Source organism: Nitrososphaera sp., from assembly GCA_039938515.1.
Lineage (GTDB): Archaea > Thermoproteota > Nitrososphaeria > Nitrososphaerales > Nitrososphaeraceae > Nitrososphaera.
Genome location: JBDUUL010000015.1, coordinates 312274 through 333208, shown reverse-complemented (window position 1 = coordinate 333208; position 20935 = coordinate 312274). Strand labels below are relative to the sequence as shown.

Annotated in this window: 30 protein-coding genes; 10 read left to right on the top strand and 20 right to left on the bottom strand. The window is 50.6% G+C overall.

Annotation, left to right across the window (positions count from 1 at the left end; translation table 11 throughout):
- Together ABI361_09915 and ABI361_09910 are read left to right on the top strand one after the other, a co-directional pair.
- The coding region (locus ABI361_09915) for a plastocyanin/azurin family copper-binding protein (GenBank protein MEO9320979.1) at positions 1-98 on the top strand (98 nt) is incomplete at its 5' end.
- 137 nt (positions 99-235) lie between these two features.
- Positions 236-529: an aquaporin gene (locus ABI361_09910; GenBank protein MEO9320978.1), complete on the top strand. Its 294-nt coding sequence runs from the start codon at positions 236-238 to the stop codon at positions 527-529.
- 64 nt (positions 530-593) lie between these two features.
- Here the strand turns inward: ABI361_09910 and ABI361_09905 are convergent, their stop codons facing one another.
- The 3 genes from ABI361_09905 to ABI361_09895 form a co-directional block, all read right to left on the bottom strand.
- Positions 594-986, bottom strand: a complete 393-nt coding sequence (locus ABI361_09905; protein MEO9320977.1) for a hypothetical protein — start codon at positions 984-986, stop codon at positions 594-596.
- Positions 987-1356: 370 nt separating this feature from the next.
- Positions 1357-2010: a spherulation-specific family 4 protein gene (locus ABI361_09900; GenBank protein ID MEO9320976.1), complete on the bottom strand. Its 654-nt coding sequence runs from the start codon at positions 2008-2010 to the stop codon at positions 1357-1359.
- A 284-nt stretch (positions 2011-2294) separates the two neighbouring features.
- On the bottom strand, positions 2295-2513 hold the full coding sequence (locus ABI361_09895; GenBank protein ID MEO9320975.1) for a hypothetical protein: 219 nt from the start codon (positions 2511-2513) through the stop codon (positions 2295-2297).
- A 96-nt stretch (positions 2514-2609) separates the two neighbouring features.
- Between ABI361_09895 and ABI361_09890 the strand changes: the two genes are divergently transcribed.
- Together ABI361_09890 and ABI361_09885 are read left to right on the top strand one after the other, a co-directional pair.
- Positions 2610-2924, top strand: a complete 315-nt coding sequence (locus ABI361_09890; GenBank protein MEO9320974.1) for a hypothetical protein — start codon at positions 2610-2612, stop codon at positions 2922-2924.
- A gap of 243 nt (positions 2925-3167) precedes the next feature.
- Entirely contained in the window at positions 3168-3530 is a 363-nt protein-coding gene (locus tag ABI361_09885; GenBank protein MEO9320973.1) for a hypothetical protein, read from the top strand.
- A gap of 374 nt (positions 3531-3904) precedes the next feature.
- On the opposite strand, the gene ABI361_09880 is transcribed toward ABI361_09885, so the two are convergent.
- Entirely contained in the window at positions 3905-4084 is a 180-nt protein-coding gene (locus ABI361_09880) for a hypothetical protein (protein MEO9320972.1), read from the bottom strand.
- A 128-nt stretch (positions 4085-4212) separates the two neighbouring features.
- Here ABI361_09880 and ABI361_09875 point away from each other — a divergent pair, with 128 nt between their 5' ends.
- Positions 4213-5541, top strand: coding sequence for a GH116 family glycosyl hydrolase (locus ABI361_09875; protein ID MEO9320971.1), 1329 nt, complete (start codon positions 4213-4215; stop codon positions 5539-5541).
- On the opposite strand, the gene ABI361_09870 is transcribed toward ABI361_09875, so the two are convergent.
- The 4 genes from ABI361_09870 to ABI361_09855 all read right to left on the bottom strand — a co-directional run bounded on the left by ABI361_09870 (position 5538) and on the right by ABI361_09855 (position 8012).
- On the bottom strand, positions 5538-6341 hold the full coding sequence (locus tag ABI361_09870) for a glucose 1-dehydrogenase (GenBank protein MEO9320970.1): 804 nt from the start codon (positions 6339-6341) through the stop codon (positions 5538-5540). The genes ABI361_09875 and ABI361_09870 overlap by 4 nt on opposite strands.
- Before the next feature lie 269 nt (positions 6342-6610).
- The gene (locus tag ABI361_09865) at positions 6611-6826 is read right to left on the bottom strand and encodes a hypothetical protein (GenBank protein MEO9320969.1); all 216 of its coding nucleotides are present in this window, start codon (positions 6824-6826) and stop codon (positions 6611-6613) included.
- A gap of 137 nt (positions 6827-6963) precedes the next feature.
- Positions 6964-7683 (bottom strand): VIT1/CCC1 transporter family protein, encoded by a 720-nt coding sequence (locus ABI361_09860; protein ID MEO9320968.1) that lies wholly within the window; start codon positions 7681-7683, stop codon positions 6964-6966.
- Positions 7684-7826: 143 nt separating this feature from the next.
- Positions 7827-8012: a hypothetical protein gene (locus tag ABI361_09855; GenBank protein ID MEO9320967.1), complete on the bottom strand. Its 186-nt coding sequence runs from the start codon at positions 8010-8012 to the stop codon at positions 7827-7829.
- A gap of 802 nt (positions 8013-8814) precedes the next feature.
- Here ABI361_09855 and ABI361_09850 point away from each other — a divergent pair.
- Positions 8815-9090 carry an Lrp/AsnC ligand binding domain-containing protein gene (locus ABI361_09850; protein MEO9320966.1) on the top strand — a complete coding sequence of 92 codons (276 nt, stop codon included), beginning with the start codon at positions 8815-8817 and terminating at the stop codon, positions 9088-9090.
- A gap of 76 nt (positions 9091-9166) precedes the next feature.
- On the opposite strand, the gene ABI361_09845 is transcribed toward ABI361_09850, so the two are convergent.
- The 9 genes from ABI361_09845 to ABI361_09805 all read right to left on the bottom strand — a co-directional run bounded on the left by ABI361_09845 (position 9167) and on the right by ABI361_09805 (position 16513).
- Positions 9167-9421 carry a hypothetical protein gene (locus ABI361_09845; protein MEO9320965.1) on the bottom strand — a complete coding sequence of 85 codons (255 nt, stop codon included), beginning with the start codon at positions 9419-9421 and terminating at the stop codon, positions 9167-9169.
- On the bottom strand, positions 9418-10419 hold the full coding sequence (locus ABI361_09840; protein ID MEO9320964.1) for a GvpL/GvpF family gas vesicle protein: 1002 nt from the start codon (positions 10417-10419) through the stop codon (positions 9418-9420). Before ABI361_09840 ends, ABI361_09845 begins: the two co-directional genes overlap by 4 nt.
- 39 nt (positions 10420-10458) lie before the next feature.
- Positions 10459-11049 carry a gas vesicle protein K gene (locus ABI361_09835; GenBank protein ID MEO9320963.1) on the bottom strand — a complete coding sequence of 197 codons (591 nt, stop codon included), beginning with the start codon at positions 11047-11049 and terminating at the stop codon, positions 10459-10461.
- Between the two features lie 8 nt (positions 11050-11057).
- On the bottom strand, positions 11058-11534 hold the full coding sequence (locus tag ABI361_09830) for a gas vesicle protein (protein ID MEO9320962.1): 477 nt from the start codon (positions 11532-11534) through the stop codon (positions 11058-11060).
- A complete protein-coding gene (locus tag ABI361_09825; protein MEO9320961.1) occupies positions 11521-11826 on the bottom strand; it encodes a hypothetical protein in 306 nt (101 codons plus the stop codon). The genes ABI361_09830 and ABI361_09825 overlap by 14 nt, the downstream gene beginning before the upstream one ends.
- Positions 11827-11862: 36 nt before the next feature.
- Positions 11863-12237 carry a gas vesicle protein GvpJ gene (gene gvpJ, locus ABI361_09820; GenBank protein ID MEO9320960.1) on the bottom strand — a complete coding sequence of 125 codons (375 nt, stop codon included), beginning with the start codon at positions 12235-12237 and terminating at the stop codon, positions 11863-11865.
- 285 nt (positions 12238-12522) lie between these two features.
- On the bottom strand, positions 12523-12714 hold the full coding sequence (locus ABI361_09815; GenBank protein MEO9320959.1) for a hypothetical protein: 192 nt from the start codon (positions 12712-12714) through the stop codon (positions 12523-12525).
- Complete coding sequence (locus tag ABI361_09810; protein ID MEO9320958.1) at positions 12711-13022, bottom strand: hypothetical protein; 312 nt, start codon at positions 13020-13022, stop codon at positions 12711-12713. The genes ABI361_09815 and ABI361_09810 overlap by 4 nt, the downstream gene beginning before the upstream one ends.
- Before the next feature lie 1196 nt (positions 13023-14218).
- Positions 14219-16513: a hypothetical protein gene (locus ABI361_09805; protein MEO9320957.1), complete on the bottom strand. Its 2295-nt coding sequence runs from the start codon at positions 16511-16513 to the stop codon at positions 14219-14221.
- A gap of 246 nt (positions 16514-16759) precedes the next feature.
- Between ABI361_09805 and ABI361_09800 the strand changes: the two genes are divergently transcribed.
- Both ABI361_09800 and ABI361_09795 read left to right on the top strand, forming a co-directional pair.
- Positions 16760-17812 carry a hypothetical protein gene (locus ABI361_09800; protein ID MEO9320956.1) on the top strand — a complete coding sequence of 351 codons (1053 nt, stop codon included), beginning with the start codon at positions 16760-16762 and terminating at the stop codon, positions 17810-17812.
- A 99-nt stretch (positions 17813-17911) separates the two neighbouring features.
- Positions 17912-18328, top strand: coding sequence for a hypothetical protein (locus ABI361_09795; GenBank protein ID MEO9320955.1), 417 nt, complete (start codon positions 17912-17914; stop codon positions 18326-18328).
- A 131-nt stretch (positions 18329-18459) separates the two neighbouring features.
- On the opposite strand, the gene ABI361_09790 is transcribed toward ABI361_09795, so the two are convergent.
- Complete coding sequence (locus tag ABI361_09790; GenBank protein ID MEO9320954.1) at positions 18460-18792, bottom strand: hypothetical protein; 333 nt, start codon at positions 18790-18792, stop codon at positions 18460-18462.
- A gap of 493 nt (positions 18793-19285) precedes the next feature.
- Between ABI361_09790 and ABI361_09785 the strand changes: the two genes are divergently transcribed.
- Together ABI361_09785 and ABI361_09780 are read left to right on the top strand one after the other, a co-directional pair.
- A complete protein-coding gene (locus ABI361_09785; GenBank protein MEO9320953.1) occupies positions 19286-19534 on the top strand; it encodes a winged helix-turn-helix domain-containing protein in 249 nt (82 codons plus the stop codon).
- 754 nt (positions 19535-20288) lie between these two features.
- Positions 20289-20432: a YHS domain-containing protein gene (locus tag ABI361_09780; protein ID MEO9320952.1), complete on the top strand. Its 144-nt coding sequence runs from the start codon at positions 20289-20291 to the stop codon at positions 20430-20432.
- Positions 20433-20447: 15 nt separating this feature from the next.
- Here ABI361_09780 and ABI361_09775 read toward each other — a convergent pair whose 3' ends face one another.
- Together ABI361_09775 and ABI361_09770 are read right to left on the bottom strand one after the other, a co-directional pair.
- The gene (locus tag ABI361_09775; protein ID MEO9320951.1) at positions 20448-20597 is read right to left on the bottom strand and encodes a hypothetical protein; all 150 of its coding nucleotides are present in this window, start codon (positions 20595-20597) and stop codon (positions 20448-20450) included.
- 25 nt (positions 20598-20622) lie between these two features.
- On the bottom strand, positions 20623-20877 hold the full coding sequence (locus ABI361_09770; protein MEO9320950.1) for a hypothetical protein: 255 nt from the start codon (positions 20875-20877) through the stop codon (positions 20623-20625).
- Positions 20878-20935: the final 58 nt, after the last annotated feature.

Below are 20935 nucleotides of genomic sequence, written 5' to 3'. Positions count from 1 at the left end.
CAAAGTCAAGCTACAGCTTTACCTTCACAAAGGCAGGCACGTACAAGTACTTCTGCCAGCTGCACCCGACGATGCTAGGCACCGTTAACGTATCTTAAGGGTCGGATAAAGCCGACTCCCTCTTTTTTATTCTGTAAAATCCGGAAATAAAACGCTGCCGTTTTTTATGCTTGCATGATTTTCGGTGCTTGTTGTTTTAGTCTGGGGCTAATGCTAGAAATTTGGACTAGCAGCTGTGAAAAACGATAAACGACTTTGTCTGGTTGAACACGGCGGTAAGAGCTTTGGTGGAATTACGATAGGCGCAGTAATTCCAGTGGACACCATCGTCGGAATGAACGTCTCCGGCGGCTCAGTGAATCCCGCGCGCTCGTTTGGGCCGGCTCTTGTCTTTGGAGACTTTGCTGATAACTGGATTTACTGGATTGCTCCTGTGATAGGCGCATTGATTGCATTCTGGGTGTTCAAGTCAATCGAGACCAGCAAGTTCTACGACAAGTCGACCAAGAACCATTTTAACTTGAGCTAAAATTTGAAAAAGGTGGGAGGTGGTACGCGCCTCTGGCTACCTGAGTCAGGACGCGCCTTTTTGCCTAGTCAGTAGCGAGCCTTGCGGCGTGGATTTTTAATATCCACTTCATGGCATCAAGGACAATCATGGCTGCAAACGTCTCGCGCAGGTCCATTTTATGTCCTCGCTCAATGACCGCGGCTAATATTGGATGCTTTGGCCGTAGCTGCCTGACAATTTCCTGTGACGTTTCTTCAGTGAGAGCCTTCCCTCTTGCCTCGCGCATTGCGTGGACCTTTAGCAGCGCCTCAAGCGCATCCACTACAAGGATAGTGTTGACGGTTGTTTTTAGATCCATCTGGTGTATTGTTTCTGCCACCTGTGCAAGTTCAGGGTGGATTGGCTTTAGTTCCCTTATTTTTTCTTCTACCATGTCGTCCGTTATTTCTTTCTCGACAATTAGCACGGTCTGCATCCGCCGGCTTGAATGATATTAGTTGCTACTGATTGTTTTCACTTGATTTCCGGCTTTAACACTTTGCAAGAATCAGGGATGTCACTTTTCTTTAGCCGGTGTCTCGAAACGCTTGCCCAATCACCCTTCAATATGGCATTCTATTACCGAAGTTGATACACTATGCATCTGTCGCGGGAAGTAAAAGGCCTTCCCAAGGGCCGACAAATAAGGCAGTTCAGACTTGATGAAGATACTGAAAGCCTAAATTCTCTGCTGGCAAGCCGTTAGAGGTATTCGCCCTTTGACTCGTAATTTGAAGCCTGCCTATTCCAAGAGAATAGGCGATAGTTTCAGCAGGGACTTGCGTGCGGGCTGGAATCATATCGCCCTAGCTCATGCGTTTTGCTTGGTCGACAATATCAGGTGCGACAGAGCCCCAGTCAGGCGAGGTGTAGACGTAGCCGGCTGAATCCTTCACGGCGTCAAAGACGCTTCCCGAGTCGTCTGTGCCGTGAACAAGCACTCCAACGTGCGAGCTTGGCAATCCGCTAGTTTCGATTCCCGATGGAACCGCGTCGTTTTCATACACAATTACAATGTCTGCCGCGTCGGCGTACTCTCCGGGGACGGCTGCTCCGGGATTGATTATTGAGAGCTTGCCCGGCGCGCCAGTCTTTGCATGATGTGTCAAAGCCTGGTAATAGTCGTGGTTGTCTGGTGTGGCGTCGTCAAAGAATATTCCGTCCACTCCATACCAGTTGTAATACATGTCTATCCTGCTGTCGGCGTCTGATTGAGATACACCCGCGTAAGCTGTGTCGACATATCCGACGACCCGTATGTGAGCGGCGTGAAGCTTCCCGACGACACCGGTCCAGTGATCATCTTTGGCGTCACCCGGTCCGCTATCCGGGTTGAGGATTGCTATGATGTCCACTGACGGGTAGTGCTGCTTGGCCGCGATAAGGCCGTCAATATTAGCATCATAGTTGTAGAGGGGCACTATCAAGCCCTTGGGCTGAGCGGCAAAAGAGCCGGACATCGTACAGAACAATAAAGCGACGCAGGAGGTAGCAGATATAACTAATCGAATGTCGGAGAATTTTGTATTAGATTTTACTCGCATATTTCGAGAAGAAAAATCTTCTCATTTAAGGTTGTTGAAACAAAATAATTATACATTTATCAGCCAAGGCGTTACATTTCCGTCGGTTAGGCAGTTTGCGGCGCTTCTGCACTCAAGACCCGCTAACTAGCAACATTATCAGAATCCTCAGCCGCTGAAAGGACTCGTCAGCCTTTGTTGCCTTGCGAAGAACGGGATGACTATCGCAGCCGTGACTTTAGCTCGTCTGAAAATGTGTTTATTCCGCGAAGACCCCGGCTATACCTCATGAAGAAGGCTTCGGGGCAATACGCGTTCTTGGCCCCCTGATATTCTGAAGAATGGCCCGTGCAAAATGCTACAGCCGTATTTGCATCGTCCCAGAGTATCCTGCAGCCACAAGGCAGGCTGACCGTTCGGGGTTCTTTCTCCTCTTCCAATTCGCGAAAATCATCACACTGAGAAATATCACATTATATAATCACAACGAAAGATAATAGTACGGTATTATGCCGTCGTGCTCTGATTTTCACTAAATGAGGTCTACTTTGGTTCCTACAGCCATGCTGACGGGCTACGCCGCGGCATGGCAGGTTTTTGTCGGCCATGCTAAAGCCTCTCATCCGAACGTTGTCCTCCTTATCATTTCGATTCCGGAAATCGGCTTGCTTAATGCTCTTGCAGATTTTTCCATCATTGATAATTATCTCCGCATCAATAACCCCGCGATGGAAAAATACAATTGCTTATCGACTGGCTGCCCGTTTTCCAGCAATGTGATTAGCGAGATGCGACAACACATTGCCGCCGAGCACCCCCGCCTCCTTGTCGGCCTGAAAAGCAGCTGCTAAACAGACGACAAAGGCGCGATGCGCCGTACTTCAGGACGCAGATCAACGGGTGAAGAGAGATCTATCCTTGTCGCCATAGGACGGCTATTCGGAAAATGCGACAGTGCCTTTTCTGGGATTCAGGGCGAGCAGCATCGCGACGAGCACTCAGCATAATTGTCCATTAAAGGACGAGCACAATGATGGTCAGCCGCTTCCACGATTACGATTATACAATCGTCTGGTCAGTCAGACAAATAACGGATGAACACTTTCGAAGTCTGTAAGGCCGTCTGCCACCTCTCCGAGACCATCGCGGGTGCAGGAATTATTGTTGACAACAAACTTGTTGCTATGGATGCAAGGCCTGGCGTGGCAGTCCCAAACGACGACAGATTTGAAAAAATGTTTTTCCAGGCAACGCTCATTGCGAATATCATGATTGGAAATTCTGACTTTTTCGGACAAGCAAGGTATTTCACGCTGCACTTTCAAAACGCTGATTTATTCTTTTTTCTCCTTTCGGACCACGGCATCCAGGGCGTGCTTGCCGTGCAGGTATTACAGCAGCACGATCACGAGGAGATAGTTTCACGCATTAACGCGTTGCTCGCTGATTCATTGTAATCATTTCACCCGCATTCAGAGACGTGCTGGGCGAGGAACTTTGCTTTTATTGATTACTGGGATATTATTGCAATGACATTTGTCATATTGTGCTAATAGCTTTAATGGTGTTTGCCACTTTTTATTCGGCAGATGCTGCGTGAAGCGCTTACGTCAAGGCAGGAATACCTGACCTTGAACTTTGTAATATTCGGGGCCAAATGCAGTCAGACAACACACCTTTACCCGCGGGTCATGTTTGCGTATTTTTTCGTAAACAGTAAGACCGTTCATCTTGGGCATCTTGACTTCAAGAAGCGACAAGCAGGGTGAGCAAGATTTGAACTGCAGCCTGCTTTCCCTGCGTCCTCATTATCATTAACCCCGAATCGCTGCTACGGTATGTCTCCTTTTTGGTGATGTTCCGTCAGGATGTGCTTCTGCAGGTCTCCCAGACTGTCAAATTCGAGGCCGCACGACCTGCATTTCAGCCGCCCCGGCACCTTCTGTCCGCTAGCAGATACCAGCAAAAACACCTTCCCGTTGCATGCATCCAAGACGCGGACATCGCCCAAATGGGTTTCGCGCAATATTGTAATCCATAATACCAAAGCGGGAATATCCTTGGAATAGGACAGCGCTTTTGATACCAGATCCCAAGCCGGGGCAATGGACCTCCTTCATATCGAAAGCTGATACTTTCTTGCAAAAAACGAGGGAGCATTCGCTCCAGGGGCTCAATCCGGGCGGCTATTACCAGGCGATCTGGTGCCGCGACGCGGCCTACATACTGCGGGACTGGTCTCTTTCGGGAAATATGGCAGCCGCCCTTCAGCAGCTAAATCTCATTTGGTTGCACCAGATAGAACCTGGTAGGGAGAAGATTATCTACGGGCGCGGGTCGCCTGAGATGCAATTTCTCTCGGAGGAGGCAAAAGATGACAAGCAGGAAGAATTTGCCGGCGCGCTCCCGACCACGATTTACCAGATAGGATTCACGGAGGTCTATGCCCAGAACCCGGACATCGACTCGACGGCTCTAATGATTTCGACCACTTCGAAGATCCTGCGCCGGGGACTTGAGGAGGATTCTGGCAGCAAGGGTCCCCTGACAACTCCCATTGTCGCGTCCGAGAGCTCGGCAGACTATGTGTTTTCTCTTGAGCAGAAACTTGGGATCACCGACTGTGTCAGAGCGGCTGAATTTCTCGTGCCCAAGATGATGCGGGCAGTAGACTATTTGCTTACACGGGACAGGGACGGCGACGGGCTGCTTGAACAGAACCACAACGAGGACTGGATGGACACGGTGCTGCGGACGGGCAAAATCGTTTACAGCCAGGCTTGCTGGATAATGGCGCTGCGAAGCCTTGCGAGGCTGCTTGATAAAATGCAGAGGCGGCGCGAGGCGGAGAGGCTGTTGGAGATATCCCGCAAGGCAATTGGAGGAGTGGAAAAATACTTGTGGTCCGAGGAGGACGGATGCTATATCGATATACAGGAGTCGCACCATCTCGGTGCCGCGTATAGGACGTTAACGCAGGACGTCGCACTTTATCTTGTTGCAATCACCGACGGTACGGCCAGGGATAACATCGACGGCCAAAATTTGCAGGACAAAGCTCCCCCTGATCAGGCAGGCAGGGCCCAACGGGCGCTGGACGCAATGAAGAACAGGCTGTGGGATGGCAAGTGGCCACTAGTGACAGAGGTTGATTTGAAAATCTCCGGGCCCTGGGTGCTGCAGCCTCACCAGTACCACAACCACACATTCTGGCCATGGAGTACGGGAATCGAGATGCTTGCCCGCAGCCGCTTTGACAGGGTCGCCGAGTGCGATGAATTGCTTTCAACACTCGCCACCGAAAGTCATTTGCACATGCTATCATTCTACGAATGGGTTGACCCGACGACGGGCGCGGGAAATGGTGCGTTTCCCTTCAGAACCGGGATATGCGCTGTCAGGGTGGCCATCGCCGACATTTATTCGAGTATCCGGGGCCAGATCCAGAGTCCAGAAATGCCTGACTAGGCGGCCTGTGTCTCGTTTGCGCCAGAGACTCCAAAGCTCGGATATAGAGTCATCCCACCGTCGACAAAAAATGACGCCCCGGTGATGTACGACGCCTTGCCCGAGGCCAGGAACTCGACAACGTTGGCAACTTCTTCAGGTGTCCCTATTCTGCCTAGGGGAATTCTGTCCAGGACCTTCTGCAACTCTTTCGGGTTATTGTCAAGCTCTTTGTTCATTTCGGTTGCGATTGCCCCGGGAGCCACGACGTTGACGCGGATGTTGTCCCGAGCCAGCTCTAGTGCCATCGTCCTGCTCATCATATCTATGCCTGCCTTTGACGTCGAGTAAGGAACGTAATAGGGCTTTGGTATAGTCTGGTGGACGGATGAAATGTTTATGATGACGCCTCCCTTCGGCTCCTGCTTTTGCATGTACCTGACTGCCTCCCTGCTGCAGATAAACGGCCCGGTCAGGTCGACGGCGAGGATCTTGTACCACTCGTCAAAGGTCGTCTGTGCAAATGGCATTTCCTTCTGGATTCCGGCGTTATTGACAAGCACGTCGATTCTCCCAAATCGGTGCGCTGCCTCCGCGATTAGTTTGACACAATCAATTTCCTTAGAGACGTCAGCCTGAATGCCGATTGAATCGCATCCAAGTGCCTTTATCTCTTCAGTTGCGGCAAGCACTTCCTCAGGCTTTCTGCCGTTAATTACGACAGCTGAATATTCTTTGGACCTGGCGAGAGCCACGGCGATCGCCCGTCCGATTCCCTTGGTCGAGCCGGTGACTACCGCAACCCTGTTCAGTTCGGTCATTGCAATTTCACTGCGCTGGCTGGCACGTGTCCCATACGGCAAATTTCCATATAGAGAGGTACCCTAATTTCTAGCAGAACACTGGATTAGTAATGCTGGCTGGGCCGTCAAGTTACTAGAACTTGTACATAAGGTCCAGAGAATCATACGTCTCATTTACCGCTTGGACAAACCAAATAAATCAGCTGTGCTTAGGCGGATGCAGACTTTTCCTCACTGGATGAGATTGTGACCCCGCTGTTATTATTTGGGAATACAATCGCCTATGCCTAGGCAAACTGTTCCTGCTTTCGCCGCTCTGACATGAATCCCAGCATGAACAGCACTCCGCTGCAGCCGGCTGAGATCAGGCCAAAAACAAGGCTTGAGAGAACTGTCTGCTGATTGTTCCTAAGGATGGCATGAGTCACCAGGTTAAGGCTCACTATGATGCCAATACCGCCGATTATCATGAAAGCAATGCTGACAGGCTTCCATGTGTTCATGCATTATCTAGCCAGTGCAGGCTTAAAACCACTGATTAACAAAGGGATGTAACAAAGGGAACTAACAGGCCTGATGCTTGTGGCTTGAAAATCCACCTCCAGCGCGCTTGCCAGAAACCATGCTATATTTTGACCGTCTATAGGGATGGAGCCGCCCCTATCAATCGGCCAATCATGTAGCCGGCCAATCCTGCCCCGAGTCCGATAAGCGTCATCTGCAGGCCGCTTTTCCATACGGAACCAACAGTCGTCTTTGCCTCATACGCGCCTATGCCAAAAAGAACCGCCCCACTCAGGACTACGGATGCTATCGTACCTACCCAGATGGTCGAGGAACTTACAAAAAAATAGGGCACCAGAGGAATAAGTGATCCAAATACGGTTGAGGAGAGCACAATCACGAAACTCCGCGCTGCTTCGCTCTGGGCAACTGGAGCAAGCTTGAGTTCAAACGACATCATAAATTCCAGCATCGCCTTGGGGTTAGCCTTGATGTAATTTGCCATAGTTTCCAAGCTCTCTCCTTGGTATCCCCAATTGCGTAATATGCCGCGGACTTCTTCAAGTTCATCAGCAGGAATTTCTTTCATCTCCTTTGTTTCGCGTTCTACTTCCTTGAGGTACTGCTTGCGTCTTACAAGCGTCGACGTAAATGCGACTGCACCCATTGATATCGATTCGGCGCCAAGGGCCGCAAATGCGGCGACAAAGAGAATCTTGACATCGCTTGTTGCTGCCGAGATTCCAAGCAAGATGCCAAGAACATTTACCAGACCGTCCTGCGAGCCAAGGATAAAATCGGACAGGATAGAATGCGATGAGTGTGGTTCTTTGGTTGGCTTTCGAAGTTTCGCCATATGAGCCGTCTCCAGTTAAAGAAACGCGTCCTTCTTATGGCTTTAAGAGCAGCCGTCATGCACGATGGAACAGGCCGCTGCTAACCGCCTCCCTTGAATCATCAGGACTGCTCCCGGCCATTATCTTTAATGAAAACGGGGCATTACTTCCAATTGGTTACCTGGCGGATTGCAAATACCTCTCCCATTTCAGCGTCTAATTCCTCCTGGTGTAATTTTGCGCGCAAAAAATCACCCTCTTCAAGAGCTGAGAGCATGCGCTCCAGATGGTACGCGGCCCTTTCACGGTGAAACAATATCACGTCATTGTGGTTCCTTGCTTGTGCCATGAAAAATACAGTCCGCCATTGGCTAAAAATCTAGACATAATCAGCATATGAAAAGCAGGCGAAAATTCTATGATTTTGAAATGGCGGGACAGAGGCCTCTCCGGCCTATGGCCAAAACTGACCACCTACGATAAATACTGCAATTGCCTAACTCAATGCACCTCAAGACGCTAGGGAGGTTCACACAAAGGCGGGCAACGCCTGGCTGTCCTAGTAATTTGCGGGTGGTTTGGCAACCGACCATGCCGTATCGGCCAATGCCCGCCTTTTATCAATCGAAACGACTTAGTCTCCAGGATTCTGAAAATCGCTTTAGAGAGGAGCTATATCGCGCGGGTCATGCCTGGTCGCCTTATCAAAAGCTCTCCTCTCCGGGCAGATCATACAGGTTCGGCTTGATGCGGCCTTTCCATATCCAAGGCCTGACTTGTATGCTGCGTCCAACCGGCAGAGAAGCGTGGTTGAGAAAATCTGTTGCCGCAAACCCTGCTTATAGGACCTGATTCCCTCCAGCTGCTTGGGTTAGATGCGAGCGGACCGGCTACGTCATATTTATTCGGCAGTCCGGCGAGCTCGTCGGGGGTTGGCTTAATGACTTTACGTCGAAATAGTATACAATCCGTCCGTTATTACCTTGGTTGTGTGGAGGCTGATACAACAGACAATCAGCCAAAGTACTGATAATTGAGGCTGCGCCTGGAAAAATGAGAACAGGTATTGATATTTGCATTTTCTCAGGGAGCTTTGTAAGCTCATAGACAGTGGCAATTTCTAATATAACCGCAGTCATCCAAGGTTACTCATGATTTACGGATTTGTTCTTGCTACCCGCTATCCGGATAGGGACCGGGCTTCTATAGAATCCGTCTTGGCGAATATTGCGGGAGTAAAGGAGGTTTACCGGACTAGCGGCATTTACGACATGGTTATCAAGATTGAGGCTGCGGATGCAGCCAGCCTGCGTCGCGCTGCACGGGAAATCAAGGCAATAGACGGGATACAATTCGCCGTGACTAACGTAGTTTACGACGCAGAATACGGAATACGGCCTCCAACGCGGTCTGCTACTGCAGCATAAGTCTATCCAATTGGGCACATTCGTTATCGCCCAAATCGCCTAAAGATAGCGTCCGGTGGAAAGGCCAGTCTATCTATTACGTTGTCTGGGCCGCTCTTCTTTTGCTGCGATTCTGCCCTGGATCGACAGGCGGCGGTGTACGAAGGTTGACGTTACGAGCTTTAGCCTTGCGACTGGTTTGTTCTTGTCTCTGGTAGCGATTGACTTGGTCTGCAAGGCGCAGCTTGAAGAGATCCACATCGCGAGATCTCTTTTGCCCCTCCGCTTCCTTCTCCGCGAGCGATTTTATTCCATTCAAGGTCATCTGGAGTATCAGCAGTTCGATTATCATGCTTGCGAAGCCGCTCCCAGTGTGGAATCAGAGAGCCGCGCTCTTCCCTTCTGGCGCTGAACGGAAGCATGTTGGAAATCGCCCCCTCGAGTACTAGTGCCGGCTCTAGAGAACTTGCTGTCGATAGAGAATGAGTAAGGAGCCCAAGGGCCAGTCTTGAATATCTTTACTCCAAGCGAGAGCAGGCGCTCGTTCAAAGAGTTAAGCGTTTTGTTAAACTCTTGTAGTTTCGCCCTGTCTACAAGGTACGCCCTGCTAAAGATGGCGTTGTTTGCAGTGGGCTTTTGGGGTACGGAAGCATATGCTGCGGCCGAGAGCAGCTGGTTGGCATCCTTGGCAAGTTCGTCAAAAATCTTGAACCTCATATTTCGCTTTAGGTCCTCAAACTTGAGCGAGGAGAAGTGGTGGGCGCCTGTCTGTCCGCTTGAGAGCTCTGCCTGCATCCTGTCAGCCAGCCTACTGACTTCCGGATATCGCATAATTATTGCGTCCAATTTCTGCTCTGTACCTGCCTGAGCGACGATTGTAACGCCGTATTCGTCCTTTCCAACGAGCATTTGCAGTTTTTCCAAAAAATAGCCGTGACCTTCCTGCAAGAGTTTGCGGGCATTGTTGGGCGAAAGAACCGAGCCAAATCTCACCGGAATGACCGTGTAATTGTTGCCGCGCAATCGATCGATTACGCGCTGGTGGGAATGAATGTACTCTAGACCTATTGAACCTGCATCGGCAGATTTCTTGTTTATCGCATTGGTCAAAGACCGAGCCTCATGCAAATGGATATCACTTGCAACCAGGGCTATGCCACGGTATGGGATCGCTGATACCGGCCGGTTTCCAATTCCGGTATTTCCGATAGATGCTAACGGTTGCTCGGATTTTTGAGTCAACGCTGCCCTTTCGATAAAGTAGGGCTGCGGACCTTCCTCTTCAGGATAGCGCATAACGCCGTAGACGTACTTGCCCGTTCCGTTGGCGGAGACCTTGCCTGAGCTCATGGTATCTCTGTACCCATTAATTTACAGCTTTCAACCATGTCATGACTTCGCTCTTGATTTCGCCGGTGCTTTGCTCCGTACTGGCTGGAGGGATGCAAGTAGCCTTAGCACGACCAGTTCTATGCCCGCCAGTGACATTGTCACCTCGCCTGCAATTGTCGTCTGCTTTTCGATCAATCGGTCAAGGATGTTTGCCAGAGTATGAGCCGTCAATCCCATGCGATTGGAAGACGCCATTTCGTTATTGATTAGCGGCTCAGTTGTTCCCGGGTGCAAAATGTTATCCCCCTCGGGAATGTCCTCAAATGTCCGAACGGGCAGGCCCAAGTCATCCGGGTTGAGTCCAAACTTCAGGCAGAGGTTTGAAAACTGGCTCCTGACCCTAATCAGTGCTCGGCCCAATCTCTCCACCTCGTCTGCCGAAAGAGACCCTTCCCCGGCCCTTCGTGCGGCCTGTCTTTCCATGACTTCCAGAAGCACCTTTACGATAGCCAGGATCAGCTTGGAAAGCCCGTCTTCGACTTGCTCATCCGTTTGCGATTCTGGGTATCGAGCATTCACATAGCCCGGCTGTCCATCCCAGTGCCGGCCAACCCGGGTCCGTGACTGCGTGATTGAACGCCGGCTCACTATAACCCTCAGCCTCTTCGGGAGCCTGTGCGATTTCGCCTGCTGGCGCTTGAGCTGGTTCTCTTTGATTGGATCCGTGTATTGGATCTCGCCCGGGATTTGTTACTTGCAAGTTGCTGGCTCTGAGTCTGTGCATCGTCCGGGGGAAGATCAGGAGCCTGTGCATTTCCGTCCTGAGCGGCCGTTTGCTCCCAACCATCCTGCTCCACTTGCAGCTCCTGATTATCCTGGTCTATCCTGTTCCACTTTTCCCAGGGAAGTTCTATGCCATATCTCTTTGCCGTTTCCAGAGAGGCTATAACGAGGTTAATCCTTAATGAGAGAAGCTCTGCACCTGCAAGGGCAATTGTAACATCGCCATTGATGACGAGACCCTTGTCCAGGACCTTGTCAATCAGTTCAAGTAGGCCGCCGGAACCAATTTGACCGGCCGAACCTCCTTCTCCCTGAGGACTGCCGTATTCGCTGTAATCAAGCGACTGCATCGCTGGTATCACCTTGCGCGTATTGAGAATACTGCTGCTGTCCAGTCTGCCCCGCATTCGGCCCTGTCCGCTTTGCCCTGCAATATGCGCATATGCCGGTGTCCCTAAACCAGTGATCCGGACAGAATCCCTGCACTAATGCCTCCTTGCCTCGCTTGACCATGTGGCCAGCGATAATGTCAAAGGGTATACCCCGCTGGCATTCGGGGCATCGAAGAAATACCCAACCATAGTTCAGGGCAGACCTGAGGTCTGTCTCGTCAAACCTACCGCAAACGATGCAAACGGCCAAGCTCGGGACACCACTCTCCTAGGGCTCGGGCGAGCTCTAAGATGCCATCTGGTAGCCCTGCTGCGGGGCGTAGCCTTGTTGTTGCGGCTGGAACTGGCGCTGCGAATCAGCCTGTGCCTGCTGAGGATCGAACCCCTGTTGCTGACGCTGCTCAACCTTTTCACCGGGTTCGCCGCGAAGGCCCATTGCCTCCTGATACCTTAGAAATGTGTCCAGACTAGCTACGACGATTCTAGCGCGAATTATCACGAGCGGAATCCCAAGCACTGTTATGGAAACAAATGCATCGATCACGAGCCCTTTGTCAAGAATCCTGTCCACCAGCTCGAACAAACCCAATATTGGTTTGTTAAGTGAACTCTGGTCCTGCTCTGCTGACTGCAGAAAGTCGGATTGCTGTTGTTGAGACATGGTACTCTGGGGCTTGAATATTACAAAAACGATTTGATACAATTCAATGAAACAAACCTAAAGTTTGCAATGTCAAATAATGCAGATGCAGACCAAGGTTCAGAGCCGGTCGGACGCATATAGAATTAATTCATTTATCACATAATGCTTGTTGCAGCGCACGCAAAATCCAGATTTGAACAGCGTGTTTTGGGCAGTATCTGCCTGCAAAATAAAGTGCAAGGTAAAGTAAAAATGAAAAATAAACGGCTTGCCTGCGTCGGCAGGCAGTCGTCCCGGATTCGTTTAACGCTGGAAGCGCTCGTGCTGTTGGTTCTGCTGCTCCCTGCCGGATTGCTGCGAATTCCCCTGCTGGAAGCCCGCTGAAGCCTCCATTCCACCTTGCGTGTTAAGCGCGGAACCGAGTTCCTGTACAATCTGGTTCAGAGACGAAAGTAATTCGTTCATGGATTTTGATTGCTGTTCGCCTTGGTTCATCTGCCCTTGGCCCTGTTGACCCTGCTGCATGCCGCGCTGCCCTTGCATTTGTCCTCCGCCCATCTGCTGCCTGTGCTGTCCGCCGCCTTGGTTTCCCTGCTGGCCTCCAGGATTGCCCCTATTTCCTTCATGCTGCTGTTGCTGCTGAGGTCCGCCCTGGTTGTGTTGTTGTCTGCCTTGGTTTCCCTGGCCTTGGCCCATTCTGCCGCCGCCCTGCATTTGTCCTCCTCGGCCGCCACCACCTTGCATCTGACCTTGCTTTCCCTGCTGCTCATTGCCTTTTGGAGGGATATTTCCGGATTCTCCAACCACTTCTGCAACCTCTTCTACGAGCTGTCCCAAGACCTGCACTACGTCCCCGAGTGTTCTTCCTGAACTTGTTGTAATGTCGCTCAAGCCATTGCCAAGCTGACCCGCTTGCTGTCCTACTTCACTCACGGTATCACCCAGACCTTGACCAAGCTGCCCGGCCGTTTGGCCCAGTCCCTGCGTCGCACCAGAAAGGGTATTACCAAGAGTTCCAGTTAGCTGCTCAACCGTTCCACCCAGACCCTCGCCGAGTCCGCCTTGTTGTTGCTGACCCCCACGTTGAGAGCCCCTACCTTGCTGCGCGTTTTGTGTCATGACGAATAAGATTGGTCAAGGTATAAAGGAGTAGTACAAGAAAGGTTGAATGCAAATTTCAGGAGAACGCATCTGACAATTAGACGGGAAATTTCCGATAACTATATCCAATGACTGCGTCAGTGAGCCTTTGAGGCCGGGCCTTTTCGAAAAATTGGGGCGATTTGCCGCAAGAGCAGGAACTCGATTCTCAACCTATGTTCTGTTGTCCATTAATACAATTATTGATTCAATATTGACCATGGCAAGCAAGAAATCTTCGCAGCAGGTTGCTAATCATCAATCCGAACCGCATAAACGGCGAACAGCTAGGGGCAGACCGGGGCGCAGGGCGTCTAAGGGAAGACGCGGGCGAAAATCTACAAGCAAACAGAAAAGCGTTCAAGGCGGTATTTCAAACCTGACTACAAGTTCAGGCAAGACAGTAGGAGAGTTGTTAAACGATTTGAACTATATTGTTAGTCAAATGGGCAAGTTGGCAGCTTCTGCCAGTTCTGCCGCGCAGACTCAGGGGAGCCAAATCACACACGAAGCAATGCGCACCTCAAACCTACCATCCCAAGCTAGATACCCCCAAACACAAGAAGCGGCGTAGTGCGATATTCTGATTGACTTTTCAACCGAGCGATTGCTTCGGCTCGTCAGTATATCCCGGCTCAAATGTGGTGCAATCTACCGTGAACGGTATGTTCAACCCGAGTGTCGGCATACACTCTGCTGCGCCAGCCGGAGCTAGAAACCGGAATTATTGATGTTAACTAACGTGGTTTGAATATATTTGACGCTGGGCACATTCGTATTGGGGAGGCGGAAGCCTTTCCGAACATTCAGGGTTTCTGCCTCCAGTCCGCGGGGGCAGGAACCTTTCACAATACCAGCATCAGCTACCTTGGGGTTTGTTAGGCCCTCCGGGAGTGTATGGCGCCCCGCTGTGATCAGGAGATGGTGAGCTGGTAGAGTTTGTACTAGCAGTCGAAGTGTTGTTTCCCTGAGCTATAACCGGAGGCCCGGTCTGTGAAGCGGTCACGTTCAGTGCGCCCCCCTGCGTGGGGGCTGTCGAATTTGTGACAGCAGTTTTTGGCAGCACAGTTGCAGCTGCGGAGCTTTGAGCTGCTGGCTGTCCAGGGTTTGTTGTGGAAGAGCTAGAGTTTTGTGCGTGAGCGGCAGGCCCCTGCGCTGATCCTCCTGTGCCGTTCTCGTTTGCAAATTCCTTGGCAAGCATAGATTGGTAGTTGCTTGCGTCCCAGCCGGTCGTGTTGCCAACATAGTAAACCTTCTGCTGAATCGTCACGGTGGGGTTATTGGTAAACGAGTTCGTGGCGTTCTGCAACGCTATCGCCGTAATGGTATTAGTGAGACTTGACTGACCTTGAGGATTTGACACGGAAGATAGAATAGTTAGTCCACCGCCGGGTACTCCGGCATAGACGGTTGCGTTCTGATTGCTCACCTGCGATATGCTCTCGGTTACGTTATTGACGTTATTAACCACCACAGGGGATGAAACTATTGCCGGGCAACCCTCAGGCACGATAATTACCTGGTTCACGTTATAGATTGGCCTGTTGGCAGAGGTATTGTTGGATACCTGGATTGAGACCTGCGTTACGCTGTTTTGATACGTTCCGCTGCCCGACCCGCCAGAACTTCCATAGTAGATGTTGGCATCCTGGTTTATCGACTGCGTAATCTGCTGCTTCACGTTGTTATTGTTGTTGACAGTCACCCCGGCGTCAACTGTGGTGTCGCAGGATTTTGGAACAATTATCGTCTGCATTATAATTATTGTTGCATCATCCGAAAAGATGTTTGACGCGTCCTGAGTCGAGTTCATAAAGATAGAGTTGGTGAGGTTGGCCGGGCCAGAGTTGGATGCAGCGTCAGAGCCGCAGTTTTCAATGTTCGCATGCTGCGAAATGGACTGACTGATATGCTGCGTCACCGTGTTGGTGTTGCTGACAAGCACGTTGTTGTTTATCTTGGCGCCGGCTCCATTCGGACTGCCGCTTATCTTCTGGACTACAGTCACGACAGCATCATTTGTAGAGTTGTTGCTCGAGGTCTGCGACGACAGCTGCTTTTCATTGTTGATCACCTTTGAAAAGCTGGACGATGTGCTGGCACATGCAGGCTGCTGCGAGCCGCTGGTGTGGTTTGTTGGGCCCGGGTTTCCGGGTTGGTTTGTCTTATTCTGGTTTGCAGACGGACTGTTTTGGCCCTGGCCCGTGGATGTAGAGAGCTGTTGGCTCATGCTCGTAGCAAAATTTGAAGACAGGCTGGAGGATGAGGAAGCAGACTGAGAGTTGCCATTTGCGGTCGTGGTAATCGCAAGAGGAGCAATGGCCCTTAGCGGCTTGCCGCTTGACGACGAGTTGCCCTGGGCCAAAAGCACGTACGATCCTGCGTGTGCGCCGCTGTCCACATGTGCCTGCTTCAGATATTCACCATGAAGGCCTGTGCCTAACAGGACTCCGGATGGCACGTTAGGGGCCACATCAAAAGTGCCGACGCGGGCATTCAATGTACTCGAACCTCCGGCTGACATCACGTCAATGTTGCAGTCCGAGTATTTCCCCGCTGGCAATTGCATCCTGAAGAACTGCTTTGCCGAAGAGCCTGTCACAAGAGGGTCCGCTGCGGTTTCATTAACCCGGGTCTGGTTGTCACCAGCGCAGGTAAGCGACACATGATAATTGCCTGGGGCCAGATCACTCGTCGAAATCTTTGTCACAATAAACACGGTGCCGTTTCCTGCGGTGCCACGGCCCGAGGGCGCGTTTTCAACCACCGGCGAAGCACTTCTTGCAAGTGTCAGATTTGAGCTTGACAACAATATAGCTGCGCTTCCAGACATAGATCCATTGCTCCTCTGAAGCGTAACCGAATTTCCTGCAAAAATGTCGACCTTGGCTGTAGAATTTGGTTTGAAATTGGTTCCGTTTATCTCAAAGGTATTTCCAGGGGCTACGCTTGAGGGGCTTGCGGCAAGCCTAGGCAGGTTCTTGCCGACGTCTATTTCGTAGATATAGTTGATAATGTAATTGCCAGACTTTTGGCTCAGTTTTGCGGCGACCGCGTCTGCCCTGACTGCTGTAAAACCATTTGATGCCACGCCGGCAACCAGCAGAGCCGCGCAGGCAAGAGTAATTGCAAGACGTACGCTGTTTTCTCTCATCCGTACTCAATGCGGGATTGATTCTGAAAATAAAAGGGGTTCTACACAACTTTCTCAATTTCTGCTTGCATAGAACAATAGGATTTGTTTTTGAATTCTTGTTGACTAAAACAAGTCGTCACACGCTAACCTTAGATTTATCTCTGCTGCGATTGCCGATAAATCTGGCGAATAATAATCTGCCATCGCGTTTGAGATTCGTCATGAGGACTCCTTATTAAAAATACCACCCTGCAAATTTTTTGAATGTTCGGAAAGACCAACGTACAGGTAGCAGCAATGCTTACCGTAGTGGCGGCGACCGTAGGCGCTATTCCCGCGTTTGCGGACAGCTCAAACTCGCTGACCATAGCAAACAGCAACTCCGTGGACCAAAGCAACACCCAGTCGAACAGTCAGACCGCGACTATTACAAGCGATAATACAGCGACAAATACCGCAAGCAATACAAATAACCCGTCACAGGGCGCAAGCGGCGGCGGAACGACATCAGGCAACCAGAACTCGGACCAGTCAGCAGAGCAAGCGCAGGTAGTTTCAAACTCGCAGGACCAGAGTTCCAGCCAGGACGGATACAACTACAACTACAATGAGCCTACTTACACAGCCACGCAGAGCGCCGGTTCTGAAAACGGCAGTGCGAGCAATTCGGCAACCATAGCCAATCCAAACAGCGCAACACAGTCGAACGACCAGTCATCGTCACAAACGGCAGCGATTACCAGCAATAATGTTGCAACCAACACTGCCAGCAACACCAACGCTCCTTCTCAACTTGCAAGCGGCGGAGGAACAACAACAGGCAACCAGAACTCGGACCAGTCGCTCGGCCAGTGGCAGGTTGTGACAAACACTCAGACCCAGTCCAACTCTCAGGACGGAGAGAATTACAACTACAATGAGCCAACTGTGACGTTGAGCCAGGGCGCGCTTGCCGTAGGTAGCGATACCTCAGCAACCAACTCGGCGACACTGACCAATCCAAACAGCGCAACACAGACTAACACACAGTACGGCCCAGAAATGGCAACCATTGCAAGCAACAACCAATTTGGAGGCGGCAACACCGCGACAAATAGCAATACACCTTCACAGGGCGCAAGCGGCGGCGGAACAACAACAGGCAACCAGAACTCGGACCAGTCAACGACCCAGTACCAGAATGTCACTAACAGCCAGAGCCAAAGCAACGACCAGTATGGGTACAACGAGAATGACAACTATGCGACTGTAGACGCCACCCAGTGTTCAGAATCGCTCTCGGTATTTGACATGATCTGGGGCTGCGGCAGAGGTTAGAGCAGCCTTTTCCTTTCTTTTTTTCGAGTTATCTTAGAGCGTCAAGTTACGCAAACATTACGCGGACTTCTTAATTGCCTAAACGATAGCACGTTTTCAATGCACCAGAAATATGTCATCGTTGTTCTGCTTGCTTCAGCAGCAGTTCTGCTTGGAGCGATATACGGCGGTGGCCTTGGAAGGTTCGGCCAGGCAATGGCAGCAAACAGCAATGCAACACAACAGACCGTCGAAGTAACCTATATCGGCAGCAAGTCTGTCGACGTTGCGTCGCTGACAAATGCTACCGCAATCGCTCTGTGCAAGCCGGGTGATACAGTCGTAAACGGCGGGTACGAAATAAAGTATGCCTCTGCAAAGGTCACCCCAAACAGTGTCTTTCTGACCTCAAACACGCCTGTAGTGGTAGGGACGACAACCAAGGCAGAGGGCTGGCAGGCTGGCCTGATAAACACCGGAACGGATCAAGTATCGATTACGGCACATACGCTGTGCTCTGGCCTGCGAATCAAGTAGGCCATCCCGACTATTTTTTTGGATTTATCCGCAGGTGCCGAGCGCGCTTGTTTTTTAGAGAATCCAGAATCACTGTAGTCTGGAGGGACAGGTCTTGTCCCGACTCCTGCACATGAACCTGAGCTAAAGTGTTATCCAGATTCCCTCACAAGACCTGCGGCTTTTTCTATTTCATAGGCGCTATGATACTCAACCTTGTCATCCAGCTTATTCCAAATCGCTTCAACAACATCGTTCGTGCGATTGCCCATCGCAGGTGATTTTCTGTTTATGTGATTCTTTATGTCTTCTTTTGTGGCGGGAAAATCTAATCCCTCCAAAAGATTGGCAGTCTTGACTGCGGTCTTTCGGTTCGCAGCTAGGTTTTCTGCAGGTTCGCCATTTGTGCTGCCAACTCTGCCTGCAGAGCCAGCTCCCGAATTGAGCGGGTCGGTGTAGTTCTTGTCGCCTGACACGTATGACATGGTACTGTTTGAACAGCAACAGAAATAGAAGTTGACTAACAAAACCTTGAACGCGCCGTATTGCTTGCAGGTTTAAGTCGGCTGCATGGAGATAGAGGGGGTCAAACCAACAAGCCCCCTCTACGCGTCCCATACAGGATCGCTCAGTGCGGAGTCGTGGGGAAGTAGTCGGGTAATACTTCTCTTCACATGATGCATGCATCCTTTTTAGAAAATCGTACGTAACAATCTATACTGATGCGCCAATCATTGATTGTTAGAGTAATGTTTATCCACCCGGAGCGCGTAGCATAGCGTGGGAGAGGGGATTATAATCATGCTCCTCAAGTATGGTTGCCTTCTCATCAAAGGCTCCTCTCCTCCTTTCGACCATTGTCGGGCTTCTCGGCTTTAAGATCAAATAGTTGGCATTTACAGTTAGCTTCTAAGGCCTTTTACCTCTATAACCCTCGACAAAATCCCAATTAAGATCAGCCAGCTCACTATAATGCGGATGGCGAACCGGACGCGGTTTGAGATGCTCTGCGACATATTAAACGCAGCGACCACTCCAGTGACTAGGACAAAGCTGATGTACAAAGCTTTCCTACCTCAGTCCCAAGTTCAGGAAGCGACTGCCTTCCTTATTAGGAAGGGTCTTGTCCAGTTCGAGCCATTGGACCAGACTTTTGCAACTACCCAGAAGGGCAGGCAGACACTCGAAAAGGTTCAGACTCTTCGCGAAATGCTGGTCGTAGTCTGAGCGAATCATAGCAAAAGTACTCTTGCTGCAAAAAAATCCTGACAAAAAATGGTCAGACATAATCCCATTGATGGCAGCTGTTATTGATAGTCAGAATGGCGTATTGGATATAGGAAACGCGGTCGCAATGGACGATCTAGTAAGAAGTTAGAGTCGGATGGTGCAGTTGCGCAGGCTGCAGACTGAAATATTCTAGGTGACATCTTACACGCTGTTTTCCCAGCAGCGTTGTTAAACAATGCCGCGAAGGAAACTGCGTGACAGATCTCAGAAAGGACGCAAAAAACTTTGAGCAGGATGTAAGAGCCAAGGCGGATACGGCCAAAAGACCATGCAGAAGGCAAGCCTAGCTCCGAGACGCTCAACAAGGCAAAGACAAAGGCGGGAGACGCAGCTAAGGACCTAAAAAAGGATCTTTAGCTCAATTTTCCTTTTTTGAGTACGGTCCATCCGCAAAATTGTTCAAAGTCTGCATGCCGGAATAATCAGGCGCTAGGCTAATAATCCATTGTTTCGATGCGATAGCATTGCAGGGTATTGAGCCTGAGGTTTACAGGTGTAAGTGTGGAAGTTGTGACCATGATTCTAGAGCTCTGTGTATCGAAGGTAGGTGTGAGTGCTGCGACCTGGAAGACACGTTTGCCATACTGGCTCAGCGTGATGTAGAGCCCTCAAACCGGACTGTAACGAGCGACCACATATTCAGTCATGCGGCAGCCTAGGCTTTATTTATGGAGGATGCACTCATCAGAACGTGTTCAAAGATCCCGTGTGCAAAATGATGGTTGATGAAAAGACTGCAAAGCACGTTTCCGAGTCTGGCGGAAAAAAGGTATACTTGTGCTCAGCTGCATGCAAGACGCAGTTTGAGGCAAATCCGAAAAAATTTGGCTATTAGAAAAAATAAAAACGTCTAGTGGTGATGGCCGCCGCAGCCACATCCACCCATTTCATGGCCCTGCCCGCCTCGTGACATCGAGCATGTGGGACACATCTTGGCTCCGTCTTCCGACATGAAGCCGATGCCGCATGAAATACACTTTTCCTTTTGAATGCCCTGCATTTGCATTCTTTGGCGGCTACCGGTCTTATATACTGCTCCCATTTCTCTGCGGCTGGGATTTCTGTCTCCTGCCGTACAGGTAGAGCACAACGCCGAAGATGGTAATTGCAATCCCGGCATATGCTATTGCAATTCCGTTAACTGTCCACTGTGGGTTGTTGTACATGAATGAAGACCTCGGGCCGACTGCGGACTTGCTCTGCAAAGTAAAAAGCAGGCCGAGTGCAATTACTACTGCGCCCGCAATGACCAACGTCCTGCCAGCCTGGCTGGTCGCCACACGGTTACGTGTTACCGCTACGAATAATGTCTTTCGGATACGGCCTGAACCACTTCCG

What these genes read in the sequence shown, in the direction of transcription:
- ABI361_09890 (MEO9320974.1), top strand. Translation starts at nt 2,610, where the DNA reads ATGAGGTCTACTTTGGTTCCTACAGCCATGCTGACGGGCTACGCCGCG.
- ABI361_09790 (MEO9320954.1), bottom strand. Translation starts at nt 18,792, where the DNA reads ATGTCATACGTGTCAGGCGACAAGAACTACACCGACCCGCTCAATTCG.
- ABI361_09850 (MEO9320966.1), top strand. Translation starts at nt 8,815, where the DNA reads ATGATTTACGGATTTGTTCTTGCTACCCGCTATCCGGATAGGGACCGG.
- ABI361_09870 (MEO9320970.1), bottom strand. Translation starts at nt 6,341, where the DNA reads ATGACCGAACTGAACAGGGTTGCGGTAGTCACCGGCTCGACCAAGGGA.
- gvpJ (MEO9320960.1), bottom strand. Translation starts at nt 12,237, where the DNA reads ATGTCTCAACAACAGCAATCCGACTTTCTGCAGTCAGCAGAGCAGGAC.
- ABI361_09885 (MEO9320973.1), top strand. Translation starts at nt 3,168, where the DNA reads ATGAACACTTTCGAAGTCTGTAAGGCCGTCTGCCACCTCTCCGAGACC.
- ABI361_09830 (MEO9320962.1), bottom strand. Translation starts at nt 11,534, where the DNA reads ATGCAGTCGCTTGATTACAGCGAATACGGCAGTCCTCAGGGAGAAGGA.
- ABI361_09905 (MEO9320977.1), bottom strand. Translation starts at nt 986, where the DNA reads ATGCAGACCGTGCTAATTGTCGAGAAAGAAATAACGGACGACATGGTA.
- ABI361_09805 (MEO9320957.1), bottom strand. Translation starts at nt 16,513, where the DNA reads ATGAGAGAAAACAGCGTACGTCTTGCAATTACTCTTGCCTGCGCGGCT.
- ABI361_09815 (MEO9320959.1), bottom strand. Translation starts at nt 12,714, where the DNA reads ATGAACCAAGGCGAACAGCAATCAAAATCCATGAACGAATTACTTTCG.
- ABI361_09860 (MEO9320968.1), bottom strand. Translation starts at nt 7,683, where the DNA reads ATGGCGAAACTTCGAAAGCCAACCAAAGAACCACACTCATCGCATTCT.
- ABI361_09900 (MEO9320976.1), bottom strand. Translation starts at nt 2,010, where the DNA reads ATGTCCGGCTCTTTTGCCGCTCAGCCCAAGGGCTTGATAGTGCCCCTC.
- ABI361_09840 (MEO9320964.1), bottom strand. Translation starts at nt 10,419, where the DNA reads ATGAGCTCAGGCAAGGTCTCCGCCAACGGAACGGGCAAGTACGTCTAC.
- ABI361_09855 (MEO9320967.1), bottom strand. Translation starts at nt 8,012, where the DNA reads ATGGCACAAGCAAGGAACCACAATGACGTGATATTGTTTCACCGTGAA.
- ABI361_09800 (MEO9320956.1), top strand. Translation starts at nt 16,760, where the DNA reads ATGTTCGGAAAGACCAACGTACAGGTAGCAGCAATGCTTACCGTAGTG.
- ABI361_09785 (MEO9320953.1), top strand. Translation starts at nt 19,286, where the DNA reads ATGGCGAACCGGACGCGGTTTGAGATGCTCTGCGACATATTAAACGCA.
- ABI361_09865 (MEO9320969.1), bottom strand. Translation starts at nt 6,826, where the DNA reads ATGAACACATGGAAGCCTGTCAGCATTGCTTTCATGATAATCGGCGGT.
- ABI361_09775 (MEO9320951.1), bottom strand. Translation starts at nt 20,597, where the DNA reads ATGCAGGGCATTCAAAAGGAAAAGTGTATTTCATGCGGCATCGGCTTC.
- ABI361_09845 (MEO9320965.1), bottom strand. Translation starts at nt 9,421, where the DNA reads ATGATAATCGAACTGCTGATACTCCAGATGACCTTGAATGGAATAAAA.
- ABI361_09795 (MEO9320955.1), top strand. Translation starts at nt 17,912, where the DNA reads ATGCACCAGAAATATGTCATCGTTGTTCTGCTTGCTTCAGCAGCAGTT.